18 protein-coding genes are annotated in these 26827 nt (G+C 45.4%); 6 read left to right on the forward strand and 12 right to left on the reverse strand.

What is annotated here, in order from left to right; genetic code table 11:
• Positions 1–75: 75 nt before the first annotated feature.
• From Q0218_RS00750 to Q0218_RS00760, 3 genes are all read left to right on the forward strand, one after another.
• The gene (locus Q0218_RS00750; protein ID WP_297965354.1) at positions 76–786 is read left to right on the forward strand and encodes a F0F1 ATP synthase subunit A; all 711 of its coding nucleotides are present in this window, start codon (positions 76–78) and stop codon (positions 784–786) included.
• A 126-nt stretch (positions 787–912) separates the two neighbouring features.
• A complete protein-coding gene (gatB, locus tag Q0218_RS00755) occupies positions 913–2334 on the forward strand; it encodes an Asp-tRNA(Asn)/Glu-tRNA(Gln) amidotransferase subunit GatB (protein WP_297965356.1) in 1422 nt (473 codons plus the stop codon).
• 569 nt (positions 2335–2903) lie between these two features.
• A complete protein-coding gene (locus tag Q0218_RS00760; RefSeq protein ID WP_297965358.1) occupies positions 2904–3794 on the forward strand; it encodes an NAD(P)H-dependent glycerol-3-phosphate dehydrogenase in 891 nt (296 codons plus the stop codon).
• A 1176-nt stretch (positions 3795–4970) separates the two neighbouring features.
• On the opposite strand, the gene Q0218_RS00765 is transcribed toward Q0218_RS00760, so the two are convergent.
• The 10 genes from Q0218_RS00765 to Q0218_RS00810 form a co-directional block, all read right to left on the reverse strand.
• On the reverse strand, positions 4971–5855 hold the full coding sequence (locus Q0218_RS00765) for a Gfo/Idh/MocA family oxidoreductase (protein WP_297965360.1): 885 nt from the start codon (positions 5853–5855) through the stop codon (positions 4971–4973).
• A complete protein-coding gene (locus tag Q0218_RS00770) occupies positions 5848–6936 on the reverse strand; it encodes a DegT/DnrJ/EryC1/StrS family aminotransferase (protein ID WP_297965362.1) in 1089 nt (362 codons plus the stop codon). Before Q0218_RS00770 ends, Q0218_RS00765 begins: the two co-directional genes overlap by 8 nt.
• Before the next feature lie 120 nt (positions 6937–7056).
• Entirely contained in the window at positions 7057–9090 is a 2034-nt protein-coding gene (locus Q0218_RS00775; protein ID WP_297965364.1) for an ATP-dependent helicase, read from the reverse strand.
• Positions 9091–9214: 124 nt separating this feature from the next.
• Positions 9215–10219 carry an ABC transporter substrate-binding protein gene (locus Q0218_RS00780; protein WP_297965366.1) on the reverse strand — a complete coding sequence of 335 codons (1005 nt, stop codon included), beginning with the start codon at positions 10217–10219 and terminating at the stop codon, positions 9215–9217.
• Between the two features lie 9 nt (positions 10220–10228).
• The gene (locus Q0218_RS00785; RefSeq protein WP_297965367.1) at positions 10229–11005 is read right to left on the reverse strand and encodes an ABC transporter ATP-binding protein; all 777 of its coding nucleotides are present in this window, start codon (positions 11003–11005) and stop codon (positions 10229–10231) included.
• On the reverse strand, positions 11002–12012 hold the full coding sequence (locus tag Q0218_RS00790; RefSeq protein WP_297965369.1) for an iron ABC transporter permease: 1011 nt from the start codon (positions 12010–12012) through the stop codon (positions 11002–11004). The genes Q0218_RS00785 and Q0218_RS00790 overlap by 4 nt, the downstream gene beginning before the upstream one ends.
• A complete protein-coding gene (locus Q0218_RS00795) occupies positions 12005–12856 on the reverse strand; it encodes a class I SAM-dependent methyltransferase (protein ID WP_297965371.1) in 852 nt (283 codons plus the stop codon). The genes Q0218_RS00790 and Q0218_RS00795 overlap by 8 nt, the downstream gene beginning before the upstream one ends.
• A gap of 83 nt (positions 12857–12939) precedes the next feature.
• The gene (locus Q0218_RS00800) at positions 12940–15102 is read right to left on the reverse strand and encodes a TonB-dependent receptor (RefSeq protein ID WP_297965373.1); all 2163 of its coding nucleotides are present in this window, start codon (positions 15100–15102) and stop codon (positions 12940–12942) included.
• A 258-nt stretch (positions 15103–15360) separates the two neighbouring features.
• A complete protein-coding gene (locus Q0218_RS00805; RefSeq protein ID WP_297965375.1) occupies positions 15361–16380 on the reverse strand; it encodes an ABC transporter substrate-binding protein in 1020 nt (339 codons plus the stop codon).
• A gap of 247 nt (positions 16381–16627) precedes the next feature.
• On the reverse strand, positions 16628–18913 hold the full coding sequence (locus tag Q0218_RS00810; protein WP_297965377.1) for a TonB-dependent siderophore receptor: 2286 nt from the start codon (positions 18911–18913) through the stop codon (positions 16628–16630).
• 276 nt (positions 18914–19189) lie between these two features.
• Between Q0218_RS00810 and Q0218_RS00815 the strand changes: the two genes are divergently transcribed.
• Positions 19190–20350 (forward strand): putative peptidoglycan glycosyltransferase FtsW, encoded by a 1161-nt coding sequence (locus Q0218_RS00815; protein ID WP_297965379.1) that lies wholly within the window; start codon positions 19190–19192, stop codon positions 20348–20350.
• Positions 20351–20788: 438 nt separating this feature from the next.
• Positions 20789–21865, forward strand: a complete 1077-nt coding sequence (locus tag Q0218_RS00820) for a UDP-N-acetylglucosamine--N-acetylmuramyl-(pentapeptide) pyrophosphoryl-undecaprenol N-acetylglucosamine transferase (protein WP_297965381.1) — start codon at positions 20789–20791, stop codon at positions 21863–21865.
• 933 nt (positions 21866–22798) lie between these two features.
• On the opposite strand, the gene Q0218_RS00825 is transcribed toward Q0218_RS00820, so the two are convergent.
• Complete coding sequence (locus Q0218_RS00825; RefSeq protein WP_297965383.1) at positions 22799–23305, reverse strand: PAS domain-containing protein; 507 nt, start codon at positions 23303–23305, stop codon at positions 22799–22801.
• A 243-nt stretch (positions 23306–23548) separates the two neighbouring features.
• Positions 23549–25402: a molecular chaperone HtpG gene (htpG, locus tag Q0218_RS00830; protein WP_297965385.1), complete on the reverse strand. Its 1854-nt coding sequence runs from the start codon at positions 25400–25402 to the stop codon at positions 23549–23551.
• 366 nt (positions 25403–25768) lie between these two features.
• On the opposite strand from htpG, the gene Q0218_RS00835 reads away from it, so the two are divergent.
• A complete protein-coding gene (locus Q0218_RS00835; protein ID WP_297965387.1) occupies positions 25769–26581 on the forward strand; it encodes a flagellar hook-basal body protein in 813 nt (270 codons plus the stop codon).
• The last annotated feature ends 246 nt before the right edge of the window (positions 26582–26827 follow it).

Here is a 26827-nt window from a genome sequence, read left to right on the forward strand (position 1 = left end):
GAGGTAATCTTAAAAAACTTTTAACGTTTATTTGGATAAAATTGCGTCTAAAATTTATAAATTCAAGGTTAATCTATGCAAGAAAATTTGTTTTTATTTACGGGTTGGATCGCTTCTTTTTTTACAGCTAACGACCATGTTATTCATGCGGTAAATTATGCGGGACATCTTGCTATTGTCGCTCTTATCGTAGTGCTTTTTGCTAAACTTGCTACAAAAAATATGCAGCTAGTGCCTCGCGGCTCTCAAAATTTGCTTGAGGCATATCTGGAGGGCGTCGTATCTATGGGTAAGGACGTGCTAGGTAGCGAAGCGCTGTCTAGAAAATATCTGCCGCTAGTCGCCACTATCGGTTTGATCGTATTCGTGAGTAACATAATAGGCATAATACCTGGATTTGAGGCTCCGACTTCGAGCCTAAATTTGACCCTTACTTTGGCGCTCGTTGTTTTTATATTTTACAACTTTGAGGGTATTAGACAAAACGGCATCATTAAGTATTTTGCGCACTTTATGGGACCGAACAAATGGCTAGCTCCGATAATGTTTATCGTTGAGGTCGTTTCGCATCTATCTCGCGTAGTATCGCTTTCTTTCAGGCTTTTTGGCAACATCAAGGGTGATGATTTGTTTCTTTTGGTCGTGCTTGCGCTAGCTCCTTGGGTAGCTCCGCTTCCTGCGTTTGTTTTGCTTACATTTATGGCGTGCTTGCAGACATTTATCTTTATGATTCTTACTTACGTGTATCTTGCCGGCGCAATTTTGATCAGCCACGAGGAACACTAAAATTTAAATTTACGCGTCCGCTAGCTAAAATACGCTAAAAACCGGCGGGCGCAACCCTTTCTTTTTATCTAACTTAAATAAAAATCCTGCTAAAATAAGCCCTAAATTTTAAATAAAAGGCAAATTATGTTTGAAGTCGTTATCGGGCTAGAGGTTCATACTCAGCTTAATACAAAAACCAAGATTTTCTGCTCTTGCTCCACGAGCTTCGGCGATGAGGCAAATACTCACGTTTGTCCGACCTGTCTGGCGCTACCGGGTGCTTTACCGGTATTAAATAAAGAAGCCGTAAGAAAGGCGATAAGCTTTGGCGCGGCGGTAAATGCAACCATAAATAAACGCTCGGTTTTTAACCGTAAAAACTACTTTTATCCGGACCTTCCAAAGGCTTATCAAATTTCGCAGTTTGAGATACCGATAGTAGAAAAAGGCGAGCTTTTTATCGACGTAAACGGCGAGAAAAAGCGCATCGGCATCACACGTGCGCACCTTGAAGAAGACGCGGGCAAAAATATCCACGAGAGCGGACAGAGTCTAGTCGATCTAAACCGCGCCGGCACGCCTCTGCTTGAGATCGTGAGCGAGCCTGATCTGCGCAGCTCCGACGAGGCGGTCGCGTATCTAAAAAAACTGCACTCGATTTTGAGGTTTTTAAACATCAGCGACGCTAATATGCAAGAGGGAAGCTTTCGCTGCGACGCCAACGTCAGCATCCGCCCAAAAGGCGACAGCAAGCTTTATACGCGCGTCGAGATTAAAAATTTAAACTCGTTTAGATTTATCCAAAAGGCGATCGATTACGAGGTCGAGCGTCAAAGCGCGGCGTGGGAAGACGGCAAATACGATGAGGAAGTTTATCAAGAGACCCGCCTTTTTGATACCGTAAATTTGGTCACGCGCTCAATGCGAGGCAAGGAAGATAGCGCCGAGTATAGATATTTCCCCGATCCTGATCTGCTACCAGTCGAGATCCCTAGGGAGATGTATAACGAAGCGATCAAAATTCCCGAGCTTGCCGAGCAAAAGGTCGCTAGATACGAGCGCGAGCTTGGCGTGAAAGAGGACGACGCGCTGATTTTAACTAGTAGCGTGGAGACGGCGAGGTATTTTGAAGAGCTAATCGCCGCTAATATCTCGCCTAAGCTTGCCGTAACGTGGCTCATCGTCGAGCTTTTGGGTCGTCTAAAAAACGGCGCTACGATCGAGACTTCACCCGTAAATTCGGCTAAGATGATAGAGCTTTTGCGCCGCATCGAAGACGGCACGATAAGCGCCAAGGCGGCAAAAGAGGTGCTTGACTATCTTATGGAAAACGAGGGTAGCGTAGACGCCGTCATCGAAAAATTGGGATTAAAGCAGGTCAGCGACGACTCGGCCATCATAGCGATAATAGATCAAATTTTAAGCACGAACGCCGACAAGGTTGCCGAGTATAAAAGCGGCAAGGACAAGCTTTTTGGATTTTTCGTCGGACAAACGATGAAGGAAGGCAAAGGCGCGTTTAATCCCGCAAAAGTAAATGAGCTTTTGAAGACTAAGTTAGGATAAATTTGGTTCTATTTCGTCATTTCGGCGCTTAAATTTTGTTTTTTCCGACGTGACCGTTTTGCGCCAAATTTGACCTAAACAAGCTTTCAGAATTAAATTTTGCTTATTTTTGGTTAAATTTATAGGTTTTGCAGGAGCCAGAAAGGTTAAATCTGACAAAAACGGATCAAATTTGTCCCTCAAATTTATCCTTGCGCGGTTTTAAAACCCAAGTACGGCGCCGCAAAGCTGCCTGAGTCGATAAAAACGTAAATATTAAGTGCGTTTTATTTTGCATAAAATCGGCACCGACAAAATTTGAACTCTTAAACCGAGTTTAAATTTCACAAGCTTTGCAAGGCTGCGAGCAGCGTGAATAAATAGGGTAAATTTGGCATTTTAGTAGTTAAATTTGCTTTGCGATAGTTTTAAATTTTGACTTTCTTTAACGTCGGTAGCGATAAATTTAAAACGTTTTCGGCGAGCATGGGATTAATTTTTACAAAAAAGTTAGCGATAAATTTCGCTAAAAGCGAAGTAAGCCGAGCAAATTTAGCTAAAATAAACGTAAATCACAAAAAAGAGAAAAAATGAAAATAGCCATCATCGGAGCAGGGAAGTGGGGTAGCGCGCTCTTTCATGCGCTTTCGCAAAAAAACGACTGCGTCATCAGCTCTCGCAGACAGCTTGAAGGCGCGCATTTCGTGGACCTAGAGGAGGCGCTAAAGCGCGATCTGCTAGTCGTTGCCATACCTTCTCAGTCTGTTAGCGGCTGGCTAAAAGAGCATTTTAAAAACTTTGGACAAAAAATTTTAGTCGCCTCAAAAGGCATCGAAACTTCAAGCCTTCGTTTTTTAGACGAGATTTACGAACAGCACGTAGATGCGGCAAATTTAGCCTTTTTGTCGGGCCCGAGTTTTGCTAAAGAGATACAAAACGACCTTCCATGCGCGCTAGTTATAAATTCCAAAAACGAAGCCCTTGCTCGCGAGATTTCAGCGCTTTTTCCGCGAAATATCAAAGCATACGCCAGTAGCGACGTTATCGGCGCCGAGATCGCAGGTGCCTATAAAAACGTCATCGCTATTGCGGGCGGTATCTGTGACGGACTAGGGCTTGGCAACAGCGCTAGAGCTAGCCTCATCTCGCGTGGGCTTGTCGAGATGGCGAGGTTTGGCGAGTATTTCGGCGCGCAGCAGCAGACCTTTTTGGGGCTTAGCGGGGCGGGCGATCTCTTTCTCACGGCTTCATCTGTACTCTCGCGCAACTACCGCGTGGGCTTGGGGCTTGCTAAAAACGAGAGCCTTAACAAAATCCTAAACGATCTAGGCGAGGTCGCAGAGGGCGTAGACACCTCCTACGCGATAGAAAAGATTGCCGCTAGCAAGGGCATCTATACGCCGATAGTAAACGAGGTCGCGGCAATGCTGCGCGGCAAAGACGTGCAGGAGAGCTTAAAAGATCTGCTTAGCAAAAAGTAAGATTTAGGCTTACTCGTTTTTCGTTAAAATCCGGGATGCAGTTTTTGGCGTTTGCATCCATGGCTAAACCGGCGCAAAGAGTGCGGGCATGTAAAACGTGCTTAGCGGTAAATGAAGTTTTAGAACTTTTTTGGCGGCAGCATGCCGCATTGCCCGTTAGTTTGCGATATCTACGGTGCAAAATCCGTATAAAAGCTACATTAGATAAATAAAATTTCGTTGCTAAATTTAAAAATCATCCGTTTACTAAGCCTGAGTAAAAGCAAAATACGGCGCAAAAATATACGCATAATCCACGGTAAATCTCAAAGCAAATTTAGAAAATCTTAAATTATTTGTCGCAAGAAAGGTATTAAGCTCATAAATTTAAATTTTAGCTTTATAAAAACTGCCCTCATTATCACTTAATTTACTCTAAAGATACGATGCGGGCCGTAGGAGGGCTTTAGGGCAGGCGGCTAAATATGAGCAAACCTTGTTTATAAAAGCTAAGACCAATGGATTTTAAATATACTTTCACAAAAGGCTTGCGTAAAGACGGCGAAGCTAAACCGTTATAGAGCAAAAGCGCCGTAAAAACCGTACTATTTCGCCTAAATTTTGCGCGTTATCCATAAAAATTAAAGGCTGCCGCAATCACCGCAAGTGCCGTAAAAATATAGTTGTCTAGCTGTTTTAAGAGCGCATAAATAGTACAAAACGGCCTAGTGCATATTTTTGATGCGGCGATACGGTGCGTTTAGGGAAAATTTAGTAGACTGCTTGCAAGAAGCCGTAGTTGTTTTTAGCTTTGCCACATTGCGGGACAGGATGATAAGCGCGCCGTAGCCATTAGCTCTGGCACAAAGGAATCAAGCCAGTAAAATCGCACGGCTTAGCGGAATTTGCCAAGCTTGCGTTTGAGTTGGCTAGCTTGCCTAGTTTGCGGTTAGGGCTTTGGGCTTAGCGATATTTGGAGCAAGAATCGGGAGAAAATTACCGCGCCTTTGCTTTGGGCAAACGGCAACCAAAAATACGGCAAAAACGTTGCGCTCTAGTTTGACTGATGGGTCTAAAACTAAGGCAAGTTTTAAGATAAGCCTAAATTTAGCGTTTGCGGCAGAAAAATTTGTGCCGAATTTAGCCAAATTTTATCATACAAATTCGTCGCTAAATTTAAGTTTTTAATACTTAAATCTACGAGATAACCTCAAGCGTTCTAATGCCGTCTTTAAGCGTCGCGATATCGCTATTTTGACCTTTTAGTAGGCTGGTAAAGGCATTTAGCTCGCCGCTTAGCGCTTCGCTTTTTTTGACGAAGCAGCTTTTTTGCGAAAAAGAGTTTGCGTCTAAATTTGCATAAAATTTAAGCTCCTGCGAGATCAAATCTGCCTCGAAAACTCCGTCCTCGCAGACGACTTCGATGGTTCGCTTTTTAAACGGCGATAGCCACGAAACTCTAGCGCAGGCCGTAGCGCCGCCGCTAAGCTCGAAGCTTAAATTTGCGCTATCCTCGCAGCTAGCGTGGATGCGGCGGGATTTTAGGATATGCGAGCTCAAAATCTCCTCGTCGCTAATAAATCTAATCAAATCTATATCGTGTACGGCAAGGTCGGCTAGCACGCCCACGTCGCCGATACGAGTCGGAAACGGCGAAATCCTGGTCATGTGAATCTCGTAAATTCGCCTTTGGACTAGTTCGTTTTTTAGCGCGCAGACTGCGGGGTTAAATCTCTCTACATGTCCGACTGCCGCTTTTATGCCTAGCTTTTTAGCCGCGTCTGCTATCTCGCGCGCTTGCGGGACGCTAGAGGCTAAGGGCTTTTCTATGAGTAAATTTACGCCTTTTTGCGCGCATTTTATCGCGGCGTCTTTGTGCGCGAAAGTGGGCGTCGCGATGACGGCGGCGTCCAAATCCTCACTCTCTAGCATCCTATCTAAGTCGCCGTAATGCTTGCAGCAAAAATCCCCGCCGGCAAATGGATCGCACGTAGCGACTAGCTTTGCGTCCGCTACGTTTTGCAAGGCTCGGGCGTGATTTTTACCCATTACGCCAAGGCCGATAACGGCAAATTTAAGCATTATTTATAACCTCTATCACGTAGTCTTGCTCTTGCTCGCTCAAAAACGCCGACATCGGCAGCGCCATGATATCTTCGCTCACGCGCTCGCTAACGGCAAAATCGCCTTTTTTATAGCCAAGATCCTTAAAAACCTCTTGTAAATGTAACGGTAGCGGGTAATAAACTCCCGTCGGCACGCCTTTTTGCGCGCAGATTTCTAGCATCCTAGCTCTATCTTTTACGCGGATGCAGTACTGAGCCCAGACGCTCGTATTTCCGCGCTCTACAAAGGGCGTTACGACGTTTTTTAGGTTTTGGCCGTATCGTTCGGCGATCTCTTGGCGGCGCGCGATTTCGTCGTCGAAGTATTTTAGCTTTACGTTTAAAACGCCCGCTTGGATGGCGTCTAGCCTGCCGTTTATGCCGATAGCGCTATGGAAATACCGCTCTTTTGAGCCATGATTTAGTAAAATTTTTATCTTTTGCGCTAGCTCGTCGTCGCTCGTAAATATCGCTCCGCCGTCGCCGTAGCAGCCAAGCGGTTTAGCTGGGAAAAACGAAGTCGTGGCTAGCTTTGAGAGGCTGCACGACCTTGCGCCATCTTGCGTCGCGCCAAAGCTTTGCGCCGCGTCCTCGATGACGGTTAGGCCGTGTTTTGCGGCGATTTGGTTGATGCGTTTCATATCGGCGATTTGACCAAAAAGCGAGACGGGCATTATAGCTTTGGTTTTTGGCGTGATTGCGGCTTGGATTAGGCTTGGGTCAATGTTGTAGGTTTTTTCATCTATATCGACGAACACGGGCTTAGCTCCCGTTAAAGCTATCATCTCGGCGGTCGCAAAAAAGGTAAAAGGAGACGTGATGACCTCGTCGCCGCGCCCGATACCAAGAGCTAAAAGCGAGACAAATATCGCGCTAGAGCCGTTGCTGCAGGCTATGGTGTGCTTTGCGCCGCTAAAGCGAGCTAAATTTTCCTCTAGCAGCGCGACCTTTTGGCCGCCGATATACGCGCTAGAATCTAGCGTCTGCGCGATTTGCTCGTCGATTTCGTTTTTGTATTTTCGGTATTGTCCTTGCAAATCTATAAAATTTATTTTCATTTATTTTCCTTGATTTAAGATTAAAAATTATACTACTAAATTTATTAAATTTATCAAAATACTCGTATTTTAGGGCTTTTTGGGCTTAAATTTAGGCAAAAGCCCGCAGCAAAAACGAGTCTAAACCCCCTCGCTAGCCATCCCGGCCTCTATCAAAAAACGACTCGGCTGGTAGTTTATCTTTTTGATTTTGTCGTATTTGGCGTAGCTTAAAATCAGCTCGTCGCGCGCCCTCGTGACCGCGACGTAAAAGAGTCGCCGCTCCTCCTCGAGCGAGCCGCCCATGCTCATTAGCTTTAGGTTCGGGAAGCGATTTTGCGCGAGATCGACTACGAAAACCAGGTCAAACTCAAGCCCCTTTGAGGCGTGCACGCTTAGCAGATTTACCCCTTCGCCGCTACTCATCTCGCTGCTGCCTAGCGTGATAAAGTTATAAAATTTCTCCGCCTCCGAGTAGTTTTTGGCTAGTTCGCCAAGTACCTCTAGCTTGCCCGCAATGCGCTCCAGAGCCTCTTTTTTTAGCATTTCGTTTATACTGCCGTTTTTTTGCGTGGCGCGCTTTGTGGCGAGGTTATCGGCGATGAGGGCGTAAATTTTGCTATTTTTTAGATCCTCTATCAGCGAGGTCGGGCGCGAGTGGCGTTTGGCGGCGCTTAAAAAGTTGTAAATTTCATACAAAAACTGCCCGCCGCTCTCGCTTAGTTTTTGCATTTTTAAAATCGGGTGCGCGAAAAAATCCTCGCAAAAGTTAAATTTAGCAAATCGCGACTTCTCCCCGACCTCGTCAAGCTCGTCAAAAAGCCCTAGTTGGTAGTTTTTGGTTTTTTTAGTAAAGGCCTCCACGCTTTCATCAGGCTGTAAAAATCCGCGCACGACGTCGCCGTGCCCGACCTTGCTTAGCACTTCAAAAATCTCCTTGCTAAGCGCCGCACCGACGCCTTTTGCGTATTCGCACACGTGGATAAAGGCCATAATGTCTTTTGGATTTATAAGGATGCCTAACAGATCCATCGCCGCGCGCACCTCGCGGCTCTCAAAAAAGCTCACGCCACCCTTTCGCTTGGAGCCGATACCAAGCTCTCGCAGCGCGACTTCCAGACCGTCGGCGCTTGAGTTGTTGCGAAAGATTACGGCGATGTTTTCTTTTTTGTATTTTGAAACGGCGATGATCTGCGCGATGTTTGCGTACTGGTCGAAAAGCTCGTTGTAAACTAGCAGCTTTGGCGAGGTAAATTTACCCTCGCGGCCGACGACTAGCTTTTTTTCGTAAAGGCGCGGGTTGTTTGCGATCACCTTGTTGGCAAGGGCCAGGATGGCGGAGCTGCTGCGGTAGTTGATGTTTAGCGCGTAGATTTTAGCGTCTGCGAAGCGGTCCTTAAACGAGCCGATGATCTCGATGTTTGCGCCGTTAAAGGCGTAAATACTCTGGTCAAAATCCCCGACGCAAAAGAGGCTTTTCGTCTCAAAAGCGCTGATTAGCGAGCCTTGCAGGGAGTTTGTATCCTGGTACTCGTCGACTAAAATTTCCTCAAATCTTAGCGGCGCGCCTTTTCTTAGTTCGTTACGCATTTTGATAAGCAAGTCGTTAAAATCCGCATAGCCGAATTTGCTCTTTTCCTCCTCAAATTCGCGCAAAACGTCCTCGTAAATCTCGGCATATACGCCTTGCTCGTCGCTTCGCTCTTTTAACCATTCGCCAAAAGTTTGCTTTAAGGCTAAATTTTGATACAGCGAATATGCGTCGTAAAGATAAGCGCCCCCGTAAGGCTTAACGTCGCTTAGGTGGTTAAATTTGCGCCTCTCGACGAGCGATTTTAGCAGCGTTTTTAGCTCGCTGGGTTGCTTTAGCGTGACCGGTTTTTCTAGAAATTTAAGCAGCGAATAAGAAACCGAGTGAAAGGTGCCCGCCGTGATGCGCGAGGTGATTTTTTTATCAAAATGTCGGTTTAATCGCTCTATCATCTCGGCCGCAGCCTTGTTGGTGAAGGTTAGCAGTAGTATTTTTTCGGGTTTTACGCCTAAATTTAGCAGATGAGCGATGCGCGCGACGATGGTGCTGGTTTTGCCGGTGCCCGCACTTGCTATGACTAGATTGTGTCCAGCAGGAGCGGTTGCGGCGGCGTATTGTTCTTGATTTAGTTTTGAAAGGGGCATATTTTCCTCGCGTTTAAAAGGGCAGATTATACCCAAACGGGCTTAAATTTATAAAAACGCAAAAGCGGCGTGGGCTAAATTTATTCGCCCCGCGTTTGCCGAGCGAGGCGAAAATTTAGCGGTTTTATTTTGGATTTAGTATTTGTTCTACTTCCTCGTCGCTTAGTTCGTAGCGGTAAAATTTAAGGTAAAATTTCTTTACCTCTTCTTCCAAATTTACATCTGCGAAAATTTGCGGATAAAATGTCTTGGCTAGCCAAAGCGGCTGCAAGGCGCCCTCGGCGCTTCTAACCGACCACAGATAAACGCCGCTAGGCACGACGAAAACGGCGTCCTCTTTGACCGCTTTTAGTTGTTTAAACGCGGGATTATTTAGGATTTTGTCCTTGCCTTCGCGAGAATTCGTTATTATGACGTCAGGGTTAAAGATAATAACTTGCTCCTCGTTTATCGTCTTTGAGATCTTAAAATCCGTCTCGTTATCTTGGGAGCTTAAATTTATGCCGCCGGCGATTTTTATGTACTCTGCGCCGATATCTTTGCCGCTGATCGTGCTAAAATTTCCCGAGTTAAAATTTAGAGCCAAAACCCGCTTTTTATCCTTGATATTTTGAACTTTTTGGTTTACGTATTTTATATTTTTGTCAAAATACTCGTTAAATTCTTCCGCCTTTTTTACCGCGTCGCCGCCTAAAATCTCGGCTATCTTGCTAACCGCGCCTTTTATCTCGCTAGCGTTGCTAAATTTATTTATATTTACGACCGCGATGCCGGCGGCTTCTAGCTGCGCTCTTTGATTTTCGTCAAATATCATGCCAACGGGCCCAAAAACCACCTGCGTGTTTGAAGCGATGATGCTTTCGGCACTGCTTGTTAGCGAGCCGCTTACGTTATTCATCGTTTTTATTTTAGGGAAAATTTTACTCATCATTTTAGGTAGCCGCGCCGCGCCCGAGATGATTTTATCTTCGCCAGTTAGCATCGCGCTCATCTGCGTAAATGCTCCTATCATCGGCGTTACGCGCTCTACGTTATCAGGTATTTGCACCTCTTTGCCGCCGTCGTCTACTATGATACGCGCTTGCAAAAGACAAGCCGCAAGTATCAAAACCGTCAAAATTTTTCTCATTTTTTCTCCTTAAATAATCGGAACGCAGGAATAAACTCTCCTGCCTTCGATCTCGTTTTTTACTACTCTTATATCGGCGCCGTAAGCAAGTTTTAAATTTTCATCCGTTATCGCTTCGCTCGCGCTGCCGTAGATGATGCTTTGATCTCTTTTTAAAAGAGCGACCTTGGCGTCTATATAAAAAGCATGCTCGGCAAAGTGCGAGGTCATGATGATTTTATGCCCGTTTGCCACTAGTTCTTTCACGGCTTTTAGGATTTTTACTTGGTTGCCGAAGTCCAAATTTGAAGCGGGCTCGTCAAGCATCACGGCGCTTGCTTCTTGCGCTAAGGCTCTTGCTATTAGGACCATTTGCCTCTCGCCGCCGCTAATATCGGTGTAAATTTTATCCGCAAATTCGCTCATTGCTAGCATATCAAGCTTTTGCATGGCGATATTTACGTCATTTGCGCTTGGGTTTTCAAAAGCTCCGATATAGGGCGAGCGTCCCATCAAAACTACGTCTAAAACCTTAAAAGCAAAGGGCGGGGTGTGAGCCTGAGGCACGTAGCTAACGATCTTTGCTCGCTCTTTATCGCTTAAAGAGAAAAAATCTCGCCCATCTGCTAAAATTTCTCCGCCAAATGGCTTTAAAAAACCCAAAATCGTCTTAAAAACAGTCGTCTTACCCACGCCGTTTGGCCCGAGTAAGCATAAAATTTCTCCGTCTTCTAACTCGGCGCTAAATTCCTTCACGACTAGCTTTTTGCCGTATCCGCAGCTTAAATTTTTTATCTCGAATTTCACAGCCAGCCCTTTTTGCTCTGATAAAGCAGGTAGATAAAAACGGGCGCGCCTATGAGCGAGGTAATGATACCAAGGGGTATCTCGCTAGCCATCGCGCACCTTGCGATAGTATCGACTACCAGCAAAAATAGCGCGCCTAATAGCATAGAAACGGGCAGCAAGACGTTAAAATTCGCCCCGACGATAGAGCGGGCGATGTGCGGCACGATGAGTCCGACCCAGCCCACTATACCGCAAAAAGCCACGCTAGAAGCCGTCAGCAAGGTAGAAGCGCAGATGATGATAAAGCTATAAAATTTGACGTTTACGCCCATGGCCTTTGCCTCTTCTTCGCCAAAGGCTAAGATATTTAGCCTAAATCTAAGCAAAAACAGAGGCACCGAGCAAAACGCCGTGACGCCTAACATATAAACGACGTTTTGATATCCTCCCGTGCGAGCGAGGCTACCCATAAGCCAAAATGTGATCTCGGGTAGCTTATTTTCGCTATCTGCTAGAAATTTTAAAAGCGAGCTAAAAGCTCCAAAAAGCGATGAAATGACGACGCCGGAAAGTACCATTATGATAACGTTTAGCTTGCCTCTGGCTATGAGTTGGCTTAAAAAAACTACCGCAAAGACGGCGGCTAGTCCAAAGCCAAAGGCCGTTAGCGAGACGTAAAATACAGGCAATGAAAGGATAATAGCTATACTAGCCCCCACCGCCGCGCCGCTAGATACGCCTAGGATATCGGGCGATACCAAGGGATTTTTAAAAAGCCCCTGATAGACCGCTCCGGATGCGGAAAGGGCGGCTCCTACAAGCACCGCAAAGGCGATACGAGGAAGCCTGATCTGCGTTATCACGGCGTAAATTTGCTCATCGCTAGCTTGCTCGCCTAAAATAGCGGCTTTTAAATACTCGAAAATTTGAGCGTAACTAATCTCGTAACGCCCGGCTCCAAGAGCCAAAAACATCGCTAGCAAAAGCATTATGATTAAAAACGGTACCGTCTTTTTGTTACTCAAATTTATCCTTTATCTCCCGCACGTCCCACCAGATGAGATAGCTCTTCGTCGCTCTTTTAAATTTATATCCGTCATTTGTTTTAGTAAGATATTTTTTTACGTTTCGTTTGTAAATTTCTTCTTTTTGGGGCGCTATCTCGCCGACGAATCTAAAATAAGAAAACGCCTCTTCAAGACTAGCAAAATCCTTTTCATAAACGGTATCTACTATCCTTAAATTCGGGTTTGCGCCCATATCGTAGACGATGTTAAAGATAAGGTTGTAGCTAAAATTTCTATCGTTTAAACCGTGTTCGTCTTCGTTTTCTTTTATATCTTCTAAAAAGTCTTGCCAGAACGTTTTTAGGCTTGGATGATCCATTAAAAACGAGGTCATGACTACGTATTTTTTAGCGAATTTACAAAGCTTTTTTATATCAAAAAGCCCGAGCGAACGAGACGCGATAACGACGTCGTGTTTTGGCAGGTCTTTTACCGCTTCTTCGTCGCTCCAGCTTTTTTGGATAAAATTTATATTATCTACGCCGGCTTGTTTTGCGTTTTGCCTAGCGTATTCAAGCATTTTTGCGAAAGGATCGAGCGCGCTTACGCTTTTTACCTTTTTAGCAAGCGGCACGCTAAGCCTTGCCGGACCGCAGCCCACGTCAAGCACACTATCTTCTTTGCTAAGCGGCAAAAGCGAGAGTAAATTTAGCGTCGAGTCAGCCTCCATACCCGTCATCTCGTTATACATATTTGCCACCGTATCCCAATCCACGCCGCTTTTTTGGCCGCCTTTTACTTTTTGTAAAGTAGAGGCAAAAGCTCTTTCAAAAATGGCTTGATAATTAACCAGTCCTTGCATTTTTCTCCCTTAGTTACTTAAATTTGCTCTAAAAAAGAGCAAATTTAAACAGCTAAAGCCGAAATAAATTCGGCTTTTAAGACTTAAAATTTAACTTCAGCCGAGAGCATAAACGTTCTGCTCTGTCCCAAAAATAAGCTAGCGCCCGTGCCATTGCTCGTTCCGTCGATATTTGACGGGAACATTCCGACCCAGTATCTTTTATCAAATACGTTATTTACGTTAAATCTTAGCGTAGTTTGCTTGCCTAGCCACTCTTTGGTCACGTAGCGGATGCCAAGATCGGTCGTAAAGTATGCAGGCACGGCATTTACGTTGCGCTGATCGGCGTAGCGTTTGCCCGTGTAGTGTAAATTTGCGCTTAGGGCTAGCTTGTCGGTATTTGGCACGACGTAGTCAAAGAGTAAATTTGACTGAACTTTGGGTTCGCCCACCACGATCTTGCCCTGCGCGTAGGCTTGTTTTGCCTTTTTTAGCTTCGGCTGTATTAGCGCGACGCCGCCCATTACGCTAAGATCGTTTGTTATCTTGCCTCCCGCGGTAAATTCTAGGCCTCTATTTACCTGCTCGCCTTGGATGCTATACTCGTTGTTGTCGCCTAGATAGGCTATCGGGCGTTTTATCTCAAAAAGCGCCGTAGATAGGTCGATATCCTCTATCCTGGCTTTTGCGCCGATTTCATATTGTTTGCTTCTAAACGGCTTTAAAACGACCGTTTCGCCGTATCTTGGATTGGTTCTTTCGTAGGTATAGCTTGAGCCTGCTTGCAAGCTGTCTGCATACGTGAAGTATAGGCTTACGTTTTCTACCGGGCGGTAAATAAAGCTCGCCGCATAGCTAGTGCCGCTCTCGTCGTACGTTTTTACGCCCGTTTGCTTGTTTTTGTTCTCAAAGTTGCTTCTAGCCGCGCTTAAAATGACGCTAAAGTAGTCGTTTAGCTTTATATCGTCGGCGATAGTTAGGTTTTTCATAGTGCCTTGACTGCTTTTATAAGCTCCGCTGCCTTTTGCTACGTGCGGATTTGAAAAAGTTTTTGGATTATATAAATTCGAGTTGCCCAAATTTGCTCTTCCGCCTGCGGTTTTAGCGCCGTATATCGTCCATATGTATCCGTTTGCCTGCACGCCGAAGTTATGCTCTATACCGAACGTCTCAAACTCGGTCGTAGCTTTAGCAAACCAGCTTTGTACGTCAAACCTGCTTGCCGCGCCGTTTCCTCCGCTAGCCGCTACGCTAAAATCTCCGTTTTGATTCGTAAAAGTTTTGCTCGTACCGTACATATCGCGGATGGCTTTTTGCCACTGATAGCCACCCTCGAAATACCAACGCTCGGTCGGAGCGTATTTAAATTTAACGCTAGCGGTCGTAGTTTTTAGGTCGCTTCCCGCCCACTCTTGCTCTAGGCCCGCTTTCGTATTTTTTGTAGCGTCCGGTATAGCAAAGTTTAAAACACCGTTTCTACCCGGCACCGAAAAGCCGCCGGGTATTCCTAGCATTTTGTGTTTGTAGTAGCTAAAATTCGTCTCGATAGTAAAATTTTCGGTTAGATAAAAATCAAGCCCTAGGCTAGCTAAATTTCTTCCGTAGTCGCTATTTTTAGCTTGCTTTGCGCCGCCTGATTTATAAAATACGCCTCGGTAGCCGACGTACTGAAATCTATCCGAAGTATCCCAGCCTACGCCGAAATTCGACCTGCTCGTATAATCGGCCCAAAACGTATTTGAAAACGGTATCGGACGCTTTCTAGTGTAGTTAAAGATGCCTGCCGGATCTTGTCCGCCGTAAAGCGAGCCTGCAAGACCGTTTTGTATCTGAAGCCCCTCAAACATATACATAGGTATGGCCGTAGTAGAGACCGAGTAAAAGCCGTCCCAAAGTACGTTACCGACGACTGAGCCCTGAAAGCCGCGAGTTTGCGGACGACCGACCTCGACGCCGCCTCTTGCTTGAATTTGCGCCGAAGGGAAGTATTTTACCGCGTCCTCAAAACCGGCCACGCCTTGGTGGTTCATCGCCTCAATCGACATCGTATTTACCTGATAAGGCATATCAAGCACCTTTTTGCCCGCTAGCGGACCGCTGGCGACGCCTTTGTTTAGTATGCCTTCGCTGATGCCGCTCTCGCTTATGTTATCGCCGACGCTATTTACCTCGACGCCTTCTAGCTTGACGGTCTCGGCCGCGTTTGCTTGCACCGAAAGTAGCGCTAAAACCGTACACGCGGCGACTGAAATTTTAACTTTCATTTAAGCTCCTTTGTAAAGTGTTAAAATATTTATTTCTATATTTAAATCGTAGAATATTACAAATAATTAGCTTAATAGGCGATTATGCTCGATATATTTTTCTAACTTTATATAAATTTACGTTTATAGTTTAGCGGCCTAAAATCGTAGCAGGCGCTAGATTTTAGAATAAGTAAAAAAAATTAAAACGGATTTTTGAGAGCAAATTTGGGGCGAAAGCGTTTATACGTTCGCCCTCTAAGTGCGGTTTAGTCGGTTTTATTTTCCGTTTGGATCTAAACCGTTTAAAATATAGTTAAATTCATCGTCGCTTAAATCGTAATGTAAAAACTCTTTATAAAATTTCTTCGTCTCCGCACGCAAATCTAAATCCTCAAAAAGCTCTGGATGCAAGGTCTTAGCCGCCCATAAAATTTGCAATGCTCCCTCGGCGCCGTATCTATCCCAGCTAAAAACGCCGGTAGGATTTACGTAAACTCTTTTATTTTTGACGGCTTTGGTGCCCGCGTAGATAGGATTTTCGTATATCTTTTTTAAAATATCCGGCGTAGTTCTGCCTACGATGATGACGTCGGGATCCGCGTTAGGTATCTCTTCGGCATTGATTTCTAGCATGTTTCCAGCTTTTTGAACCGCGTTTTGGCCGCCTGCGACTCTTATCCACTCGTCTATGATCGTATTTACGCCGTCAACTTTAAATAAATTCTTGCCGTCTGCTATGTGAAGCACTTTTGGTCTATCTGGTGTAGCGATCTTATCCGTTTTACTTAGCACTTTTTTAAGGTTGCCGTCAAAATACTCGTTAAATTTTTGAGCGATATTCGGCGCATCGCCTCCTATGACCTCAGCCATTATAGATACGCTCTTTTTCATATCCGCATGATTCGTAAATAACGGATAAAGCACGGTAAAGCCGTTTTTGGTTAGCTCTTCTTTGTTCTTTTTATCGGCGGCTATGACGACGTCGGGACTTAGTTTGATTAACTCTTCTACCTGTAAGTCTTTGCCGTTTACGCCGTTTGGGATGCTTGAAATTCTAGGATAAATATGCGCAAACCATTTGTTGTTTTTGATTAGATCGGTAGTAGCTACTATCTTGTCCGCGCCGCCTAGCATTAATATGATTTGATTGTTCGCATACCAAAGCGTAGCGATTTTTTCTACTTTTGCGGGAACTTTTACGACGTCGCCGGATGCGTCGGTTACGTCTTTAAATCCAGCAGCGTTAAGGGTGAAAGCGGACAACAAAGCCGCTAGAAGGGTAAATATTTTTTTCATTTTTTTCCTTTTTTATAAAATTTACTCGTTTTAAAGCATAAAACCAAAAACGCCTCATTTTGCTAGCGCTAAATTTGGAGCCGAAATTTGCAAATTCGACTTCAAATTCGAACGTAAAACGGCAAGGCGAAGCATTTTTGTGTTTAGACGAGGCGATTTTAAATTTGGCGACGGGAGCTACCTTGTCGGTAGTGACCGAGCCGAATTTAAAAGCAACAAAGTATAGCGGAAAAAGACGAGCCGCTAATTAAAATTTAACCTCGGCCGAAAGCATAAACGTCCTACTCTCTCCCAGCGTCAGTCCGTTTGCCGATCCGAGCACTCCGCTAGCTCCTACGCCGCCCGCTCCGTCCGCGCTTGCTGGATACATCCCCGCCCAGTATTTTTTATTAAATACGTTATTTACGTTAAACCTTAGCGTCGTTTGCTTGCCTAGCATCGCGCGACTCGTGTAGCGCACGCCAAGATCGGTCGTAAAAAAGCTAGGAATAGCGGCGGTGTTTAGATCGTCTACGTACATCTTGCTCGTGTAGTGGAAATTTGCGCTAAACGCGAGCTTTTGGGTGCCGGGCACCGCGTAGTCAAAGAGCATGTTGGCATTCACTTTCGGTACGCCGTTTACGTATTTGCCTTCGGCCTCTTTTAGGCGCGGATTTTTAAATTTGGCGTCTATCAGCGTTACGCCGCCTAACACGCTTAGATCGCTAGTTAGCTTGCCGCCGGCCATGAGTTCTAGGCCGTGATTTACCTGATCGCCTTGGACGTCGTAAACCCCGTTAGCCTGATAGGCGATCGGACGCGAAATTTTAAACAGCGCCGCGCTCATATCGGTTTCGCCCACGCGGGCTTTGGCGCCGATTTCGTATTGTTTAGAGCGGTAAGGCTTTAAAACCACGGCCGAACCGTCGGCATTCGTGCCGCTGCCGCCTTGCTGCAAGCTATCGGCGTAAGTAAAGTATAAGCTTACGTCCTGCGCCGGATGATAAACTAGGCTGCCCGCCCAGCTAAGCCCGCTCTCGTTATATCTCGTAGTTATCGGCCTTAGAGTAGGCGGTGTGCCGCTTGCTACCGGACGGCCGCGCTCTTTTATCCATGCGTTTGAGAGGCTTAGCATGAGGCTAAATTGATCGTTTATCGTGATGTCGTCTAGCACGGAGATATTAAACATATCAGTCGTGCTTAGCTTGTATAGATCCGAGCCGCGCTTTGCGTTTGAGCCTGAATAAACGCGCGGGCTATATAAATTTCCGCCGCCTATCCAGGGCTGCGTAGAGACGTTTTTATAGCGATACTGCACGTATCGGTAGCCGTTTGCCTGCACGCTAAAATCGTGATTTAGCCCCAAAGTATCAAAGTCGGTGACCGCTTTTAGATAGCCGCTAGGCAGATCAAATCTATACGCCGCGGTCGCTCCGCCGCTATGGCGCGTGACGTAGTCGCCGTCTCTTTGATAGGTCACGCCCTGAAAGGTTCTACCGCGCGGTATGAGGTAGTTTACGACGCCGTGAGTGTGACGGTCGGCGCGCTGAAACTGCATGCCTCCCTCAAAATACCAATGCTCAAGCGGTGCGTATTTAAATTTCGCGCTTGCCGTCGTGGTTTTTAGAGTCATGCCGCCAAAACTCTGCCCCAAGCCCTTAGCCTTGCTATCCACGGCCTTTGGTACGTAAAGTCCGCTTGATAGCTTGCCGTTTGTTACGCCAAGGGCTAATTGCCCCGCAAAGCCCGCGGTGTTGTGCTCGTAATAGCTAGCCGCCGTCTCAAAAGTAAGCGCATCGGTCGGATAAAACTCCAAAACCACGCTAGCTAGGTGGCGCTGATGATTGCTGTCTTTTACCTGCTTCGCGCCGTCGCTACCGTAAAAAACGGCTCGGTAGCCGAATTTATCAAATTTCATAGAGCTATCAAAACCTAGGCCGAAATTTGCGCGGCTAGTGTAGTCCGCCCAAACGGTTTGCTGATTTTCGGTCGGGCGCTTTCTGGTGTAGCTAAAAATGCCGACCGGATTTTGCGCTCCGTAAAGCGAGCCCGCGATGCCGTTTTGCACCTGGAAACTCTCAAACATCGCCATAGGTATCGCAGTCGTCGAGATAGTATAAAAGCCGTCCCAGAAGCTATTACCCACGACGCTGCCCTCAAATCCGCGCGTTTGCGGGCGTCCAACCGTCGCGCCGCCTCGCATCTGAATTTGCGCTGACGGGAAAAATTTAACCGCCTCTTCGTAGCCCGTTACGCCTTGGTGGTTCATTATCTCCTTGCTTACGGTGTTGATTTGGTAGGGTAAATTTATGACCTTTTTGCCCGCTAGCATGCCTTGCTGGACGTTTTTGGTCAAAAATCCTTCGCTGATGCCGCTTTCGCTGATGTTGTCGCCGACGCTGTTTATCTCGACGCCGCCAAGCTCGACGTTTCCTGCGGCGCTTGCTTGATTTGCGCTTTTAGAAGCGGGCGCCGCGCTAGCCTCGGCGGCGTTTGCCTGCGCGGAAAATACCGCCAATACGGCGCACGCAGCAAGGGAAATTTTACCTTTCATTTAAGCTCCTTATTAAAATTTTATAAAAATATTCTATTTTATATTTTTATATGCGGAATATTATATTTTATTTGCTTAATACGCGTTTATAAACGATATAATTTTAAAATTTATATAAATTTACATTTATCTTTTAGCGGCAAATGCGACTAAAATTTAAATATAAAAATAAAATAGGACGAAAACGGCGACGGCTAAATTTGAGCTTATGAATTAACTTATTTGTAAGCGGCGATTAAGTAAAATCACCGCTTAAATTTTACGAAAAGGACGGCGGTGCAAGTAGATAAGTGCATATTTTTTTCCTGCGTCGCGCTGATTGCGGTTAGCGCGGTGTTTTCGCTCTCCTTGCCGGTTTTTACGGTGCTTTACTTTAACTACGAGCCTTATCATTTTTTCGTTAGACAGCTAGCAGTCGGCGTCATAGGGATATTTTTGATGTGGGGCATTTCGCGCCTAGATCCCGATAAATCTTTGGTTTGGATAGGATTTTGCCTTTTTGGTTTTTGCGCTATAGCTATGGGCGCGATGCATGCCCTGCCTAGCTCGCTAGTTACCGATGCCGGCGGTGCTAAGCGCTGGATACGCTTGCCTGGATTTTCTCTAGCGCCGGTGGAGTTTTTTAAGATCGGCTTTGTTTATTTTCTAGCGTGGAGTTTTACGCGAAAGATTGACGGCACGAAAAAGAGCCTGAAGGAAGAATTCGGGCTTATCTTGCCCTATCTTTTTTTATTTTTGGTGGCCGTTTATCTCATCGCCATACTTCAAAACGACCTAGGCCAAGTCGTAGTTTTGGCTCTCACGCTTGCGGTGATGATGTTTTTTGCCGGTACCAGTTTTAGATTATTTGCCATCGGTATAGGGCTTGCTGTTATGCTGGCTAGTATCGCTATCGTCACGTCAGAACACAGGATAGCTCGTATAAAATCATGGTGGGGAACGATACAAAATATGGTCTTATCCATCTTGCCAGATGGAATGGCTGCGGCCCTGCGCGTCGAGGATACGGGCGAGGCGTATCAAATTTCGCACTCGTTAAATGCGATAAAGCACGGCGGATTTTTCGGCGAGGGGCTGGGCGCGGGCGTGTTTAAGCTGGGATTTTTGAGCGAGGTTCACACCGACTTCGTGCTAGCCGGTATCGCCGAGGAGATCGGGGTGCTTGGGATTTTTGTCATAACGGGAGTGATAGTATTTTTGCTTTATAGGATATTTCGCGTATCTGCTAAGGTAGAAAATAAAGTCTATCATCTTTTTACGTTAGGCGTGGGGCTTCTCATCTCATTTTCGTTTTTGATGAACTCCTACGGCATCACCTCTATCACGCCGATCAAAGGCATCGCCGTACCGTTTCTAAGCTACGGCGGAAGCTCCATTTTAGCGCTTTGCATCGGTATCGGTATGGTGCTGTCGGTTAGTAAAAAGGTCAAAGACTAGGTTTTAGCCTAAATTTAGCTTGGCGATAAAACGGGAGATTTGCCCACTTTGCCGGTAGGTTTTCTAGCTAGACTCGGCTTTTGGCTAGACGGTTTGTTTGCGGCTAAATTTAGCTGCAAAAGCGGCTTTTACCTCGGAAAATCTAGTAAATTTACGCGGCGTCCTAGCAAAAGATCTAAAACCTAGGCTTTAAAGAGCAAACTCGGATAGCGGGCAACCGTCCGGTTTTTAGATTGTAAACGCCTGCCGCATCTAGCGGGTCAGGCGAGTTTAAACGGGCGATTTGCGTTTAAATTTAGCCGAAACTGCGCTGCCTAAATCCGTCGCCGTATATTTACCGTGGCAAATCGCTGCTAGGCGGCAGTAAAATTTACGCTACTTTGGGGCGAAATTTAAACGGCCTTTGCGCCGATTTTACTTAAATTTATTAGGCAAAAAATGAAAAACGAAAACTTAAATTTAACCGTCGGCAATACGCGCAGTAGCGCCGTAGTGGTCTGCGGCGGCGGTACCGGCGGACATCTAGCCATCGCAAAAGCCCTAAACGAGGAGCTCGTAGCGCGGGGCGAGAGAACGATATTTATCGGGTCTAGCAGCGGGCAGGATAAGATGTGGTTTGAAAAAGACGCGAGCTTTAGCGAGAAAATTTTCTTACCGAGCGGCGGAGTGGTAAATAAAAAGGGATTGGGTAAATTTTCGGCATTATTAAATATTTTTAAACTAGCGTTTAAATGCCGTAAAATTTTTAAAGAACATGGCGTAAAAGCCGTGGTAAGCGTAGGCGGATATAGCGCTGCGCCTGCGGCATTTGCGGCGATCATCTCGCGAAAGCCGCTTTTTATCCACGAGCAAAACGCCGTGATCGGCAGTTTAAATAAGCTTTTAAAACCGTTTGCAAAGGGCTTTTTTAGCTCTTATTTTAAGCCTATTTTTAGTTATCCCGTCTCGCAAAGGTTTTTTGATACGGCTCGCATTAGGGAAAATTTAAAAACTATTATATTTCTAGGCGGTTCGCAAGGCGCGGCTGCTATAAATAATCTAGCGTTAAATTTGGCTCCAAACCTACGCCAAAAAGGTATAAAAATCATACATCAATGCGGTAAAAACTCGCTAGAAAGTCTGCGCGCCCAATACGATAAACTCGGCTTCATCGGCGATGAGCTAGAGCTTTTTGCTTTTGATCCTAAGATCGAGCTAAAGATGCGCGAGGCCGATATCGCCGTGAGCCGAGCGGGAGCCAGCACGCTGTGGGAACTCGCGGCAAACGCGCTGCCTAGCGTATTTGTGCCCTATCCGTACGCCGCAAACAACCATCAGGTTTATAACGCTAAATTTCTCGTGGATCAAAATTTAGCTAAATTTTGTTTTCAAAAAGGCGGAGAGATAGATGCTAGCGAGGCCTTAGGTCTAATAGAGAGCATGAATATAAATGCCGTCTCAAGCGCGCTTGGCGGACAAATAGTAAATGGCGGCGCACGAGAAATCATAAATGAAATATTAAAAAATATAAAATAAATCGGGACATAAAGCCTGAAATATAAACCAAGCGTCTAGGGCGGCTATGCTTAGGTTTGATGCGCAAAACGGTGCAAATACGGCAAAAGTCTAAATCCGTAGCTTGGCGGTCGTCAAAAATAACTGCGCCGATTAGCGCGGCGGAATAGCTTTGCTGCTTTGTTTTATCAGATCAAAACTCGGCTAGCAAAACGTCAAAATCCAGACTAAACAAAATGAGTCTGCCGGACGAGCAAGAAGCCCCAAAACCTCGCAAATACGGTAAAAATCCGTGGTAAAATCTAAATTTGCGGCTTGTAGCGCGTCTAAAATATCTTTATAGCTAGAAGCGAAATTCGGTGTTTTTGCTCGCGGAAAATTTTAAGCAAATACGTAAAACGTAATCTTAGGCGCTATCAAAACCTGCTTTTGCGAGTCGGCAAATTTCTAAAAATGGCGAGGCTGACGGCGACTTACCTTAGTAGCGGCAAAACGGCGCTTGCTTAGTCTGTGTTTTGCCTATTTTTATTAACGGCGGCATCCTTGCATAGCTTATCTTGCTATCTGCAAATGCGGTAAATTTATGCTTTGTTTAGGCGCTATTTTGAGCGCGGGCATGGTTAGGTAAAATGTCTAGGATTAGCCGTTTAGGCTCATATAAGCCTATAAAATCGGTGCCAGTAGAGCGTGGCTCAGGTGTTTTGAATCTACGGTAAGGGCGGTAAAATTTCACGTTTGCGCTAATAGGCAAAAGCATAACTTAACGCCTAGTCTTAGTTCTTTTTTGCGCTTTGATTTTATAGACTGACAAAATGCATCTTATGCCTATTTTTGCCGCAATAGACAGCAAAGGCGTTTGAGAAATTTACGCGTAAATCATGCGTGGCGAGCTAGCGTTACCGATTTTCATGCCTTTATGAAATCTCGTAAATTCCATAAAAATAGCTCCACGCGCTAGAGCAAACCTCGCTGAAGTTTATGCACTAGCTCGTCGTAGCCGATATCCGCATCGGCTAAAATTTGCCCCAGCAGCTTGCCTGAAGCCTCCATGTCGCCGCTTTTTTCAGCCTCAAGTAGCTGCCTATATACGCCTTCGATAAATTTGACGCCCTCAGGGTTTGGTTTACGGCGGACGGAGTAGTAGCCGATGATCTCGCCGTTAGCGTCTAGCGAAGCCGTAATGTTAGCAAATACCCAGTAAAATCCGCCGTCAAAGCTCTTGTTCTTAACGAATGCAAAGATTTCATGCTTTGCCTTGATACGCTCCCACAGCAGCTTAAACACGATGCGCGGCATATCGGGGTGCCTGATGATGTTGTGCGGCTTGTGTAAAAGCTGCTCTTGCGTAGCGCCGACGATCTTTAAAAACGGCTGATTGCAGTAGGTTATTCTGCCCTTTAGATCGGTTTTTGATACGATAAAATCTTCTTCTTTTACGAAATATTCTTTACTCTCGTTCACTTTATACCTTAAATTTTTTGGCAATTATAACCAAATATTACGCAAATGTAGCTTACTAGCCTTTTCAAATTTAGCATTCGGCGAGCATGACAAGCGTCTTTTAGGTCAAATTTGACGCCGTAAATTTAAGGGTAGGGCGAGCGGATTTTACTATGTAGATTGGAGTGATATCTTAAAAACTCGGCGGCAAATTTAACTCCGCCGCCGAACCGAAATAAAATTTAAGCCCAAAAAGGCTTAAATTTAGATCGCTTTTAGCAAGACTTTAGTTAGTTTTTTGCTAAATGCCGATGGATCGTCTATCGAGACGCCTTCGTTTAGCTTGGCCATATCTAAAAGCAGCTCCGCCGCGTCATAAATCATCGCCTCGTTTTGAGATAGCTTTTCAAAGAGTTCGTGCTTTGGATTTATCTCCAGTATCGGCAAAATTTTACCCGCACTATGCCCCATCTGCTTTAGCATCATCTGCGTAGCGTAGTCGGGATCGTTTTTATCGTAAACTATGACGGCGGCACTTTCGCTTAAGCGCGAGCTTAGCTTCACGTCCTTGACTTCGTCTTTTAGTATCTCTTTCATCTTAGCTAGCAGCGCGGCGAATTTACCCTCGTCGGCTTCGTCTTTTTCAGGCTTGATCTCGGCGTCGATATCGGTGTGATTTACCGCTTTTATCGGCGTTTTGTCGTAGTCTTGGACCATCGGCATGACGATAGAGTCTATCTCCTCGTCCATGATGAGCACTTCTATGCCTTCAGCCTTAAAGCTCTCTAAAAGCGGCGAATTTCTTAGCATCGTTTCGTTGTTTCCGCTGATGTAGTAGATAGATTTTTGACCTTCTTTCATCGCGTCTTTATACTCTTTTAGACTGACTAGTCCCTCGCGCTTGCTTGATTTAAAGAGGCAAAGGTCTAAAATTTGCTCCTTTTCGCTGCTAAATCCGTAAAGCCCCTCTTTGATCACCTTGCCGAATATTTTATAAAATTTAATGTATTTTTCTCTATCTTTTTCTTTTAGCTTAGCTAGTTCGCCCAGGATTTTCTTGACGCTTTGCTCTTTGACGCTGCGCATTATGCTGTTTTCTTGCAGGATTTCGCGGCTGACGTTTAGCGGTAGGTCCTCAACGTCGATGATACCGCGTACGAATCTAAGATAAGGCGGCAGCATCTCTTTGGCGTCGTCGCTGATAAATACGCTTTTGACGTAGAGTTTCACGCCGCTTTGATAATCCACGCGAAATAGATCAAACGGCTCTGACGCCGGCACGAAAAATAGGGTAGTGTACTCGATCTTACCCTCGGCCTTTGTGTGTACGCAAAGTAGCGGATCTTCGCTGTCGTGCGAGATTTGCTTATAAAAGTCGTTGTAGTCGGCGTCTTTTAGCGCGCTTTTACTCATTTTCCAAAGCGCGGAGGCTTTATTTATCTGCACGTTTTTGGTCTCGTACGAGCCCTCTTTTTCGCCCTCTTTAGGCGGCACGTACTCTTCTTTATCCGCAAATATCGGATACGGGATATGGTTGGAGTATTTTTTGACGATGTTTTCTATGCGGTAGGACTCGGCAAACTCGTCGTCCTTTAGATAAAGCGTGATCGAGGTGCCGTGGCTATCTTTTTGCGCGGGCGAGATTTCGTAGGTTTTCGCATCCGAGCTCCACATAAAGGCTTCCTCGCCAAGCGCTTTTTTACTCACGACCTCGATCTTATCCGCAACCATAAACGCCGAATAAAACCCGACGCCAAACTGCCCAATGAGCGCGCTATCTTTTTTAGCTTGGCCGCTTAGTTTATCCAAAAAGCCCTTTGTACCGCTTCTAGCGATGGTGCCGAGGTTGTTTATTAGCTCCTCTTTGTCCATGCCGATGCCGTTATCGCTGATGGTTAGCGTCTTTTTTTCTTTGTTTATTTTGATATCGATTCGCGGGGAGTAGCTTAGGCTTTTGTACGCGTCGTCCGTGAGGCATAGGTAGTTTAGCTTATCTAGCGCGTCGCTTGCGTTTGAGATGAGCTCGCGCAAAAATATCTCTTTGTTCGAGTAAAGCGAGTGTATCATCAAATTTAACAGCTCGTTTACCTCGGTTTGAAATTCAAATTTTTCGCTCATTTTTTCGTCCTTTGTTTAAAATTTTTGGCAGATTATAGCACAAAGTGCTAAGAATATCTTTAAACTTGATACGATTACTATCAACTTACCTAAATCATTGTCCTAAATTTAGTTATAAAGACGGCATAAATACGAAAGCTGAATTTAAATTTGGAACGATAGTTGCTAAATCGCTTACGAATAGACAAAACGGCTTTACCGCCATAAGCGCTTAGATTTTTTTGGGTAGCAAATGCGGTAAAACGAGGCGGATTTGGACGCGCGAGGCTAAAATTTATGTAAGCTAGGCGCGCGGCTTGCTAAGCTAAATTTAGCAAGCCTATCCAAAGATGCTTGCCGAACAAACAGACTAATAAGGAAAAGTAAATGAATAACGGCTACTACCAAGCAACCGGCGCCATGGTGACGCAGTTTAACCGCCTAGACGTCATCGCAAACAATCTTGCCAACATAAACACTATCGGCTTTAAGCGCGACGACGTCGTGGTGGGGGATTTTGAGAGGATTTTTAAAGAGTACCGCGACGAGTTGCCGATAGAAAATCACACGAAAGACGCGGCGAAATTTCTAAACAGAACCATAGACAGAGTACCGCAAATTTCGGAGCAATACGTGGATTTTAGTCAGGGCGGGCTTAAATTTTCAAACAACGACCTTGACTTTGCGATGAAGCGAGAGGATCTGTTTTTCCTAGTCGAGGTAAAACCAGGCGACGTGCGCCTAACTAAAAACGGCTCGTTTAATCTCGACGAGGACGGATTTTTGGTAACTAAAGAGGGCTACAAGGTGCTGCCGAGCGATTATTTTACGAATAATTTTCAAGGCATCCAAATCCCGCAGGGCGAGCGCTTTTCCGCCGATAAAAACGGCAATCTCTACTCAAATGAGGAGCCGCTAGCTAGGCTTTATATCGCGCAGCCAAAAGAGATACGAAATCTAACCAAAGAGGGCGACAATCTCTACGTTTTGCCGAATTTAAAAGAGCTTGAAGACGTGGGCGGCAAGATAGACGCGGTCGCGTGGAAATACACCCAAATATCTAACGTAAACGCCGTGACCGAGATGGTCGGACTCATCGAGACGCAGCGCTTTGTCGAGATGTATCAAAAGGTGATGACGTCGCATATGGATGATCTAAATCAGGAAGCTATAAGCAAGCTTGCCAATACGAAAGTCTAAATTTAGCGTTATCTCTTTGGCATATTTGCGAGAGATTTGATTTTTACTCGCGGCGACAGGCTACGTGCCTAGTCTTGCTCATAAAAATTTGCACAGCTCGCAAATCCGCTCAAAGATATTTCCGCTAAGGTTTTTAAATTTTAATAAACATAAATCGCTATACATTAAAATCCTTGCCGCTAATATAAATTTAAAACACTTCCGCCAAAATATTTTCAAATTTCCCCAAATTTGCAAATTTGGAAC

The organism is uncultured Campylobacter sp. (assembly GCF_938039245.1).
Classification (GTDB): Bacteria; Campylobacterota; Campylobacteria; order Campylobacterales; family Campylobacteraceae; genus Campylobacter_A.

Coding starts and splice junctions, on each gene's coding strand:
- Q0218_RS00750 (WP_297965354.1), top strand. CDS start 76: ATGCAAGAAAATTTGTTTTTATTTACGGGTTGGATCGCTTCTTTTTTT.
- gatB (WP_297965356.1), top strand. CDS start 913: ATGTTTGAAGTCGTTATCGGGCTAGAGGTTCATACTCAGCTTAATACA.
- Q0218_RS00760 (WP_297965358.1), top strand. CDS start 2,904: ATGAAAATAGCCATCATCGGAGCAGGGAAGTGGGGTAGCGCGCTCTTT.
- Q0218_RS00765 (WP_297965360.1), bottom strand. CDS start 5,855: ATGCTTAAATTTGCCGTTATCGGCCTTGGCGTAATGGGTAAAAATCAC.
- Q0218_RS00770 (WP_297965362.1), bottom strand. CDS start 6,936: ATGAAAATAAATTTTATAGATTTGCAAGGACAATACCGAAAATACAAA.
- Q0218_RS00775 (WP_297965364.1), bottom strand. CDS start 9,090: ATGCCCCTTTCAAAACTAAATCAAGAACAATACGCCGCCGCAACCGCT.
- Q0218_RS00780 (WP_297965366.1), bottom strand. CDS start 10,219: ATGAGAAAAATTTTGACGGTTTTGATACTTGCGGCTTGTCTTTTGCAA.
- Q0218_RS00795 (WP_297965371.1), bottom strand. CDS start 12,856: ATGCAAGGACTGGTTAATTATCAAGCCATTTTTGAAAGAGCTTTTGCC.
- Q0218_RS00800 (WP_297965373.1), bottom strand. CDS start 15,102: ATGAAAGTTAAAATTTCAGTCGCCGCGTGTACGGTTTTAGCGCTACTT.
- Q0218_RS00805 (WP_297965375.1), bottom strand. CDS start 16,380: ATGAAAAAAATATTTACCCTTCTAGCGGCTTTGTTGTCCGCTTTCACC.
- Q0218_RS00810 (WP_297965377.1), bottom strand. CDS start 18,913: ATGAAAGGTAAAATTTCCCTTGCTGCGTGCGCCGTATTGGCGGTATTT.
- Q0218_RS00820 (WP_297965381.1), top strand. CDS start 20,789: ATGAAAAACGAAAACTTAAATTTAACCGTCGGCAATACGCGCAGTAGC.
- htpG (WP_297965385.1), bottom strand. CDS start 25,402: ATGAGCGAAAAATTTGAATTTCAAACCGAGGTAAACGAGCTGTTAAAT.
- Q0218_RS00835 (WP_297965387.1), top strand. CDS start 25,769: ATGAATAACGGCTACTACCAAGCAACCGGCGCCATGGTGACGCAGTTT.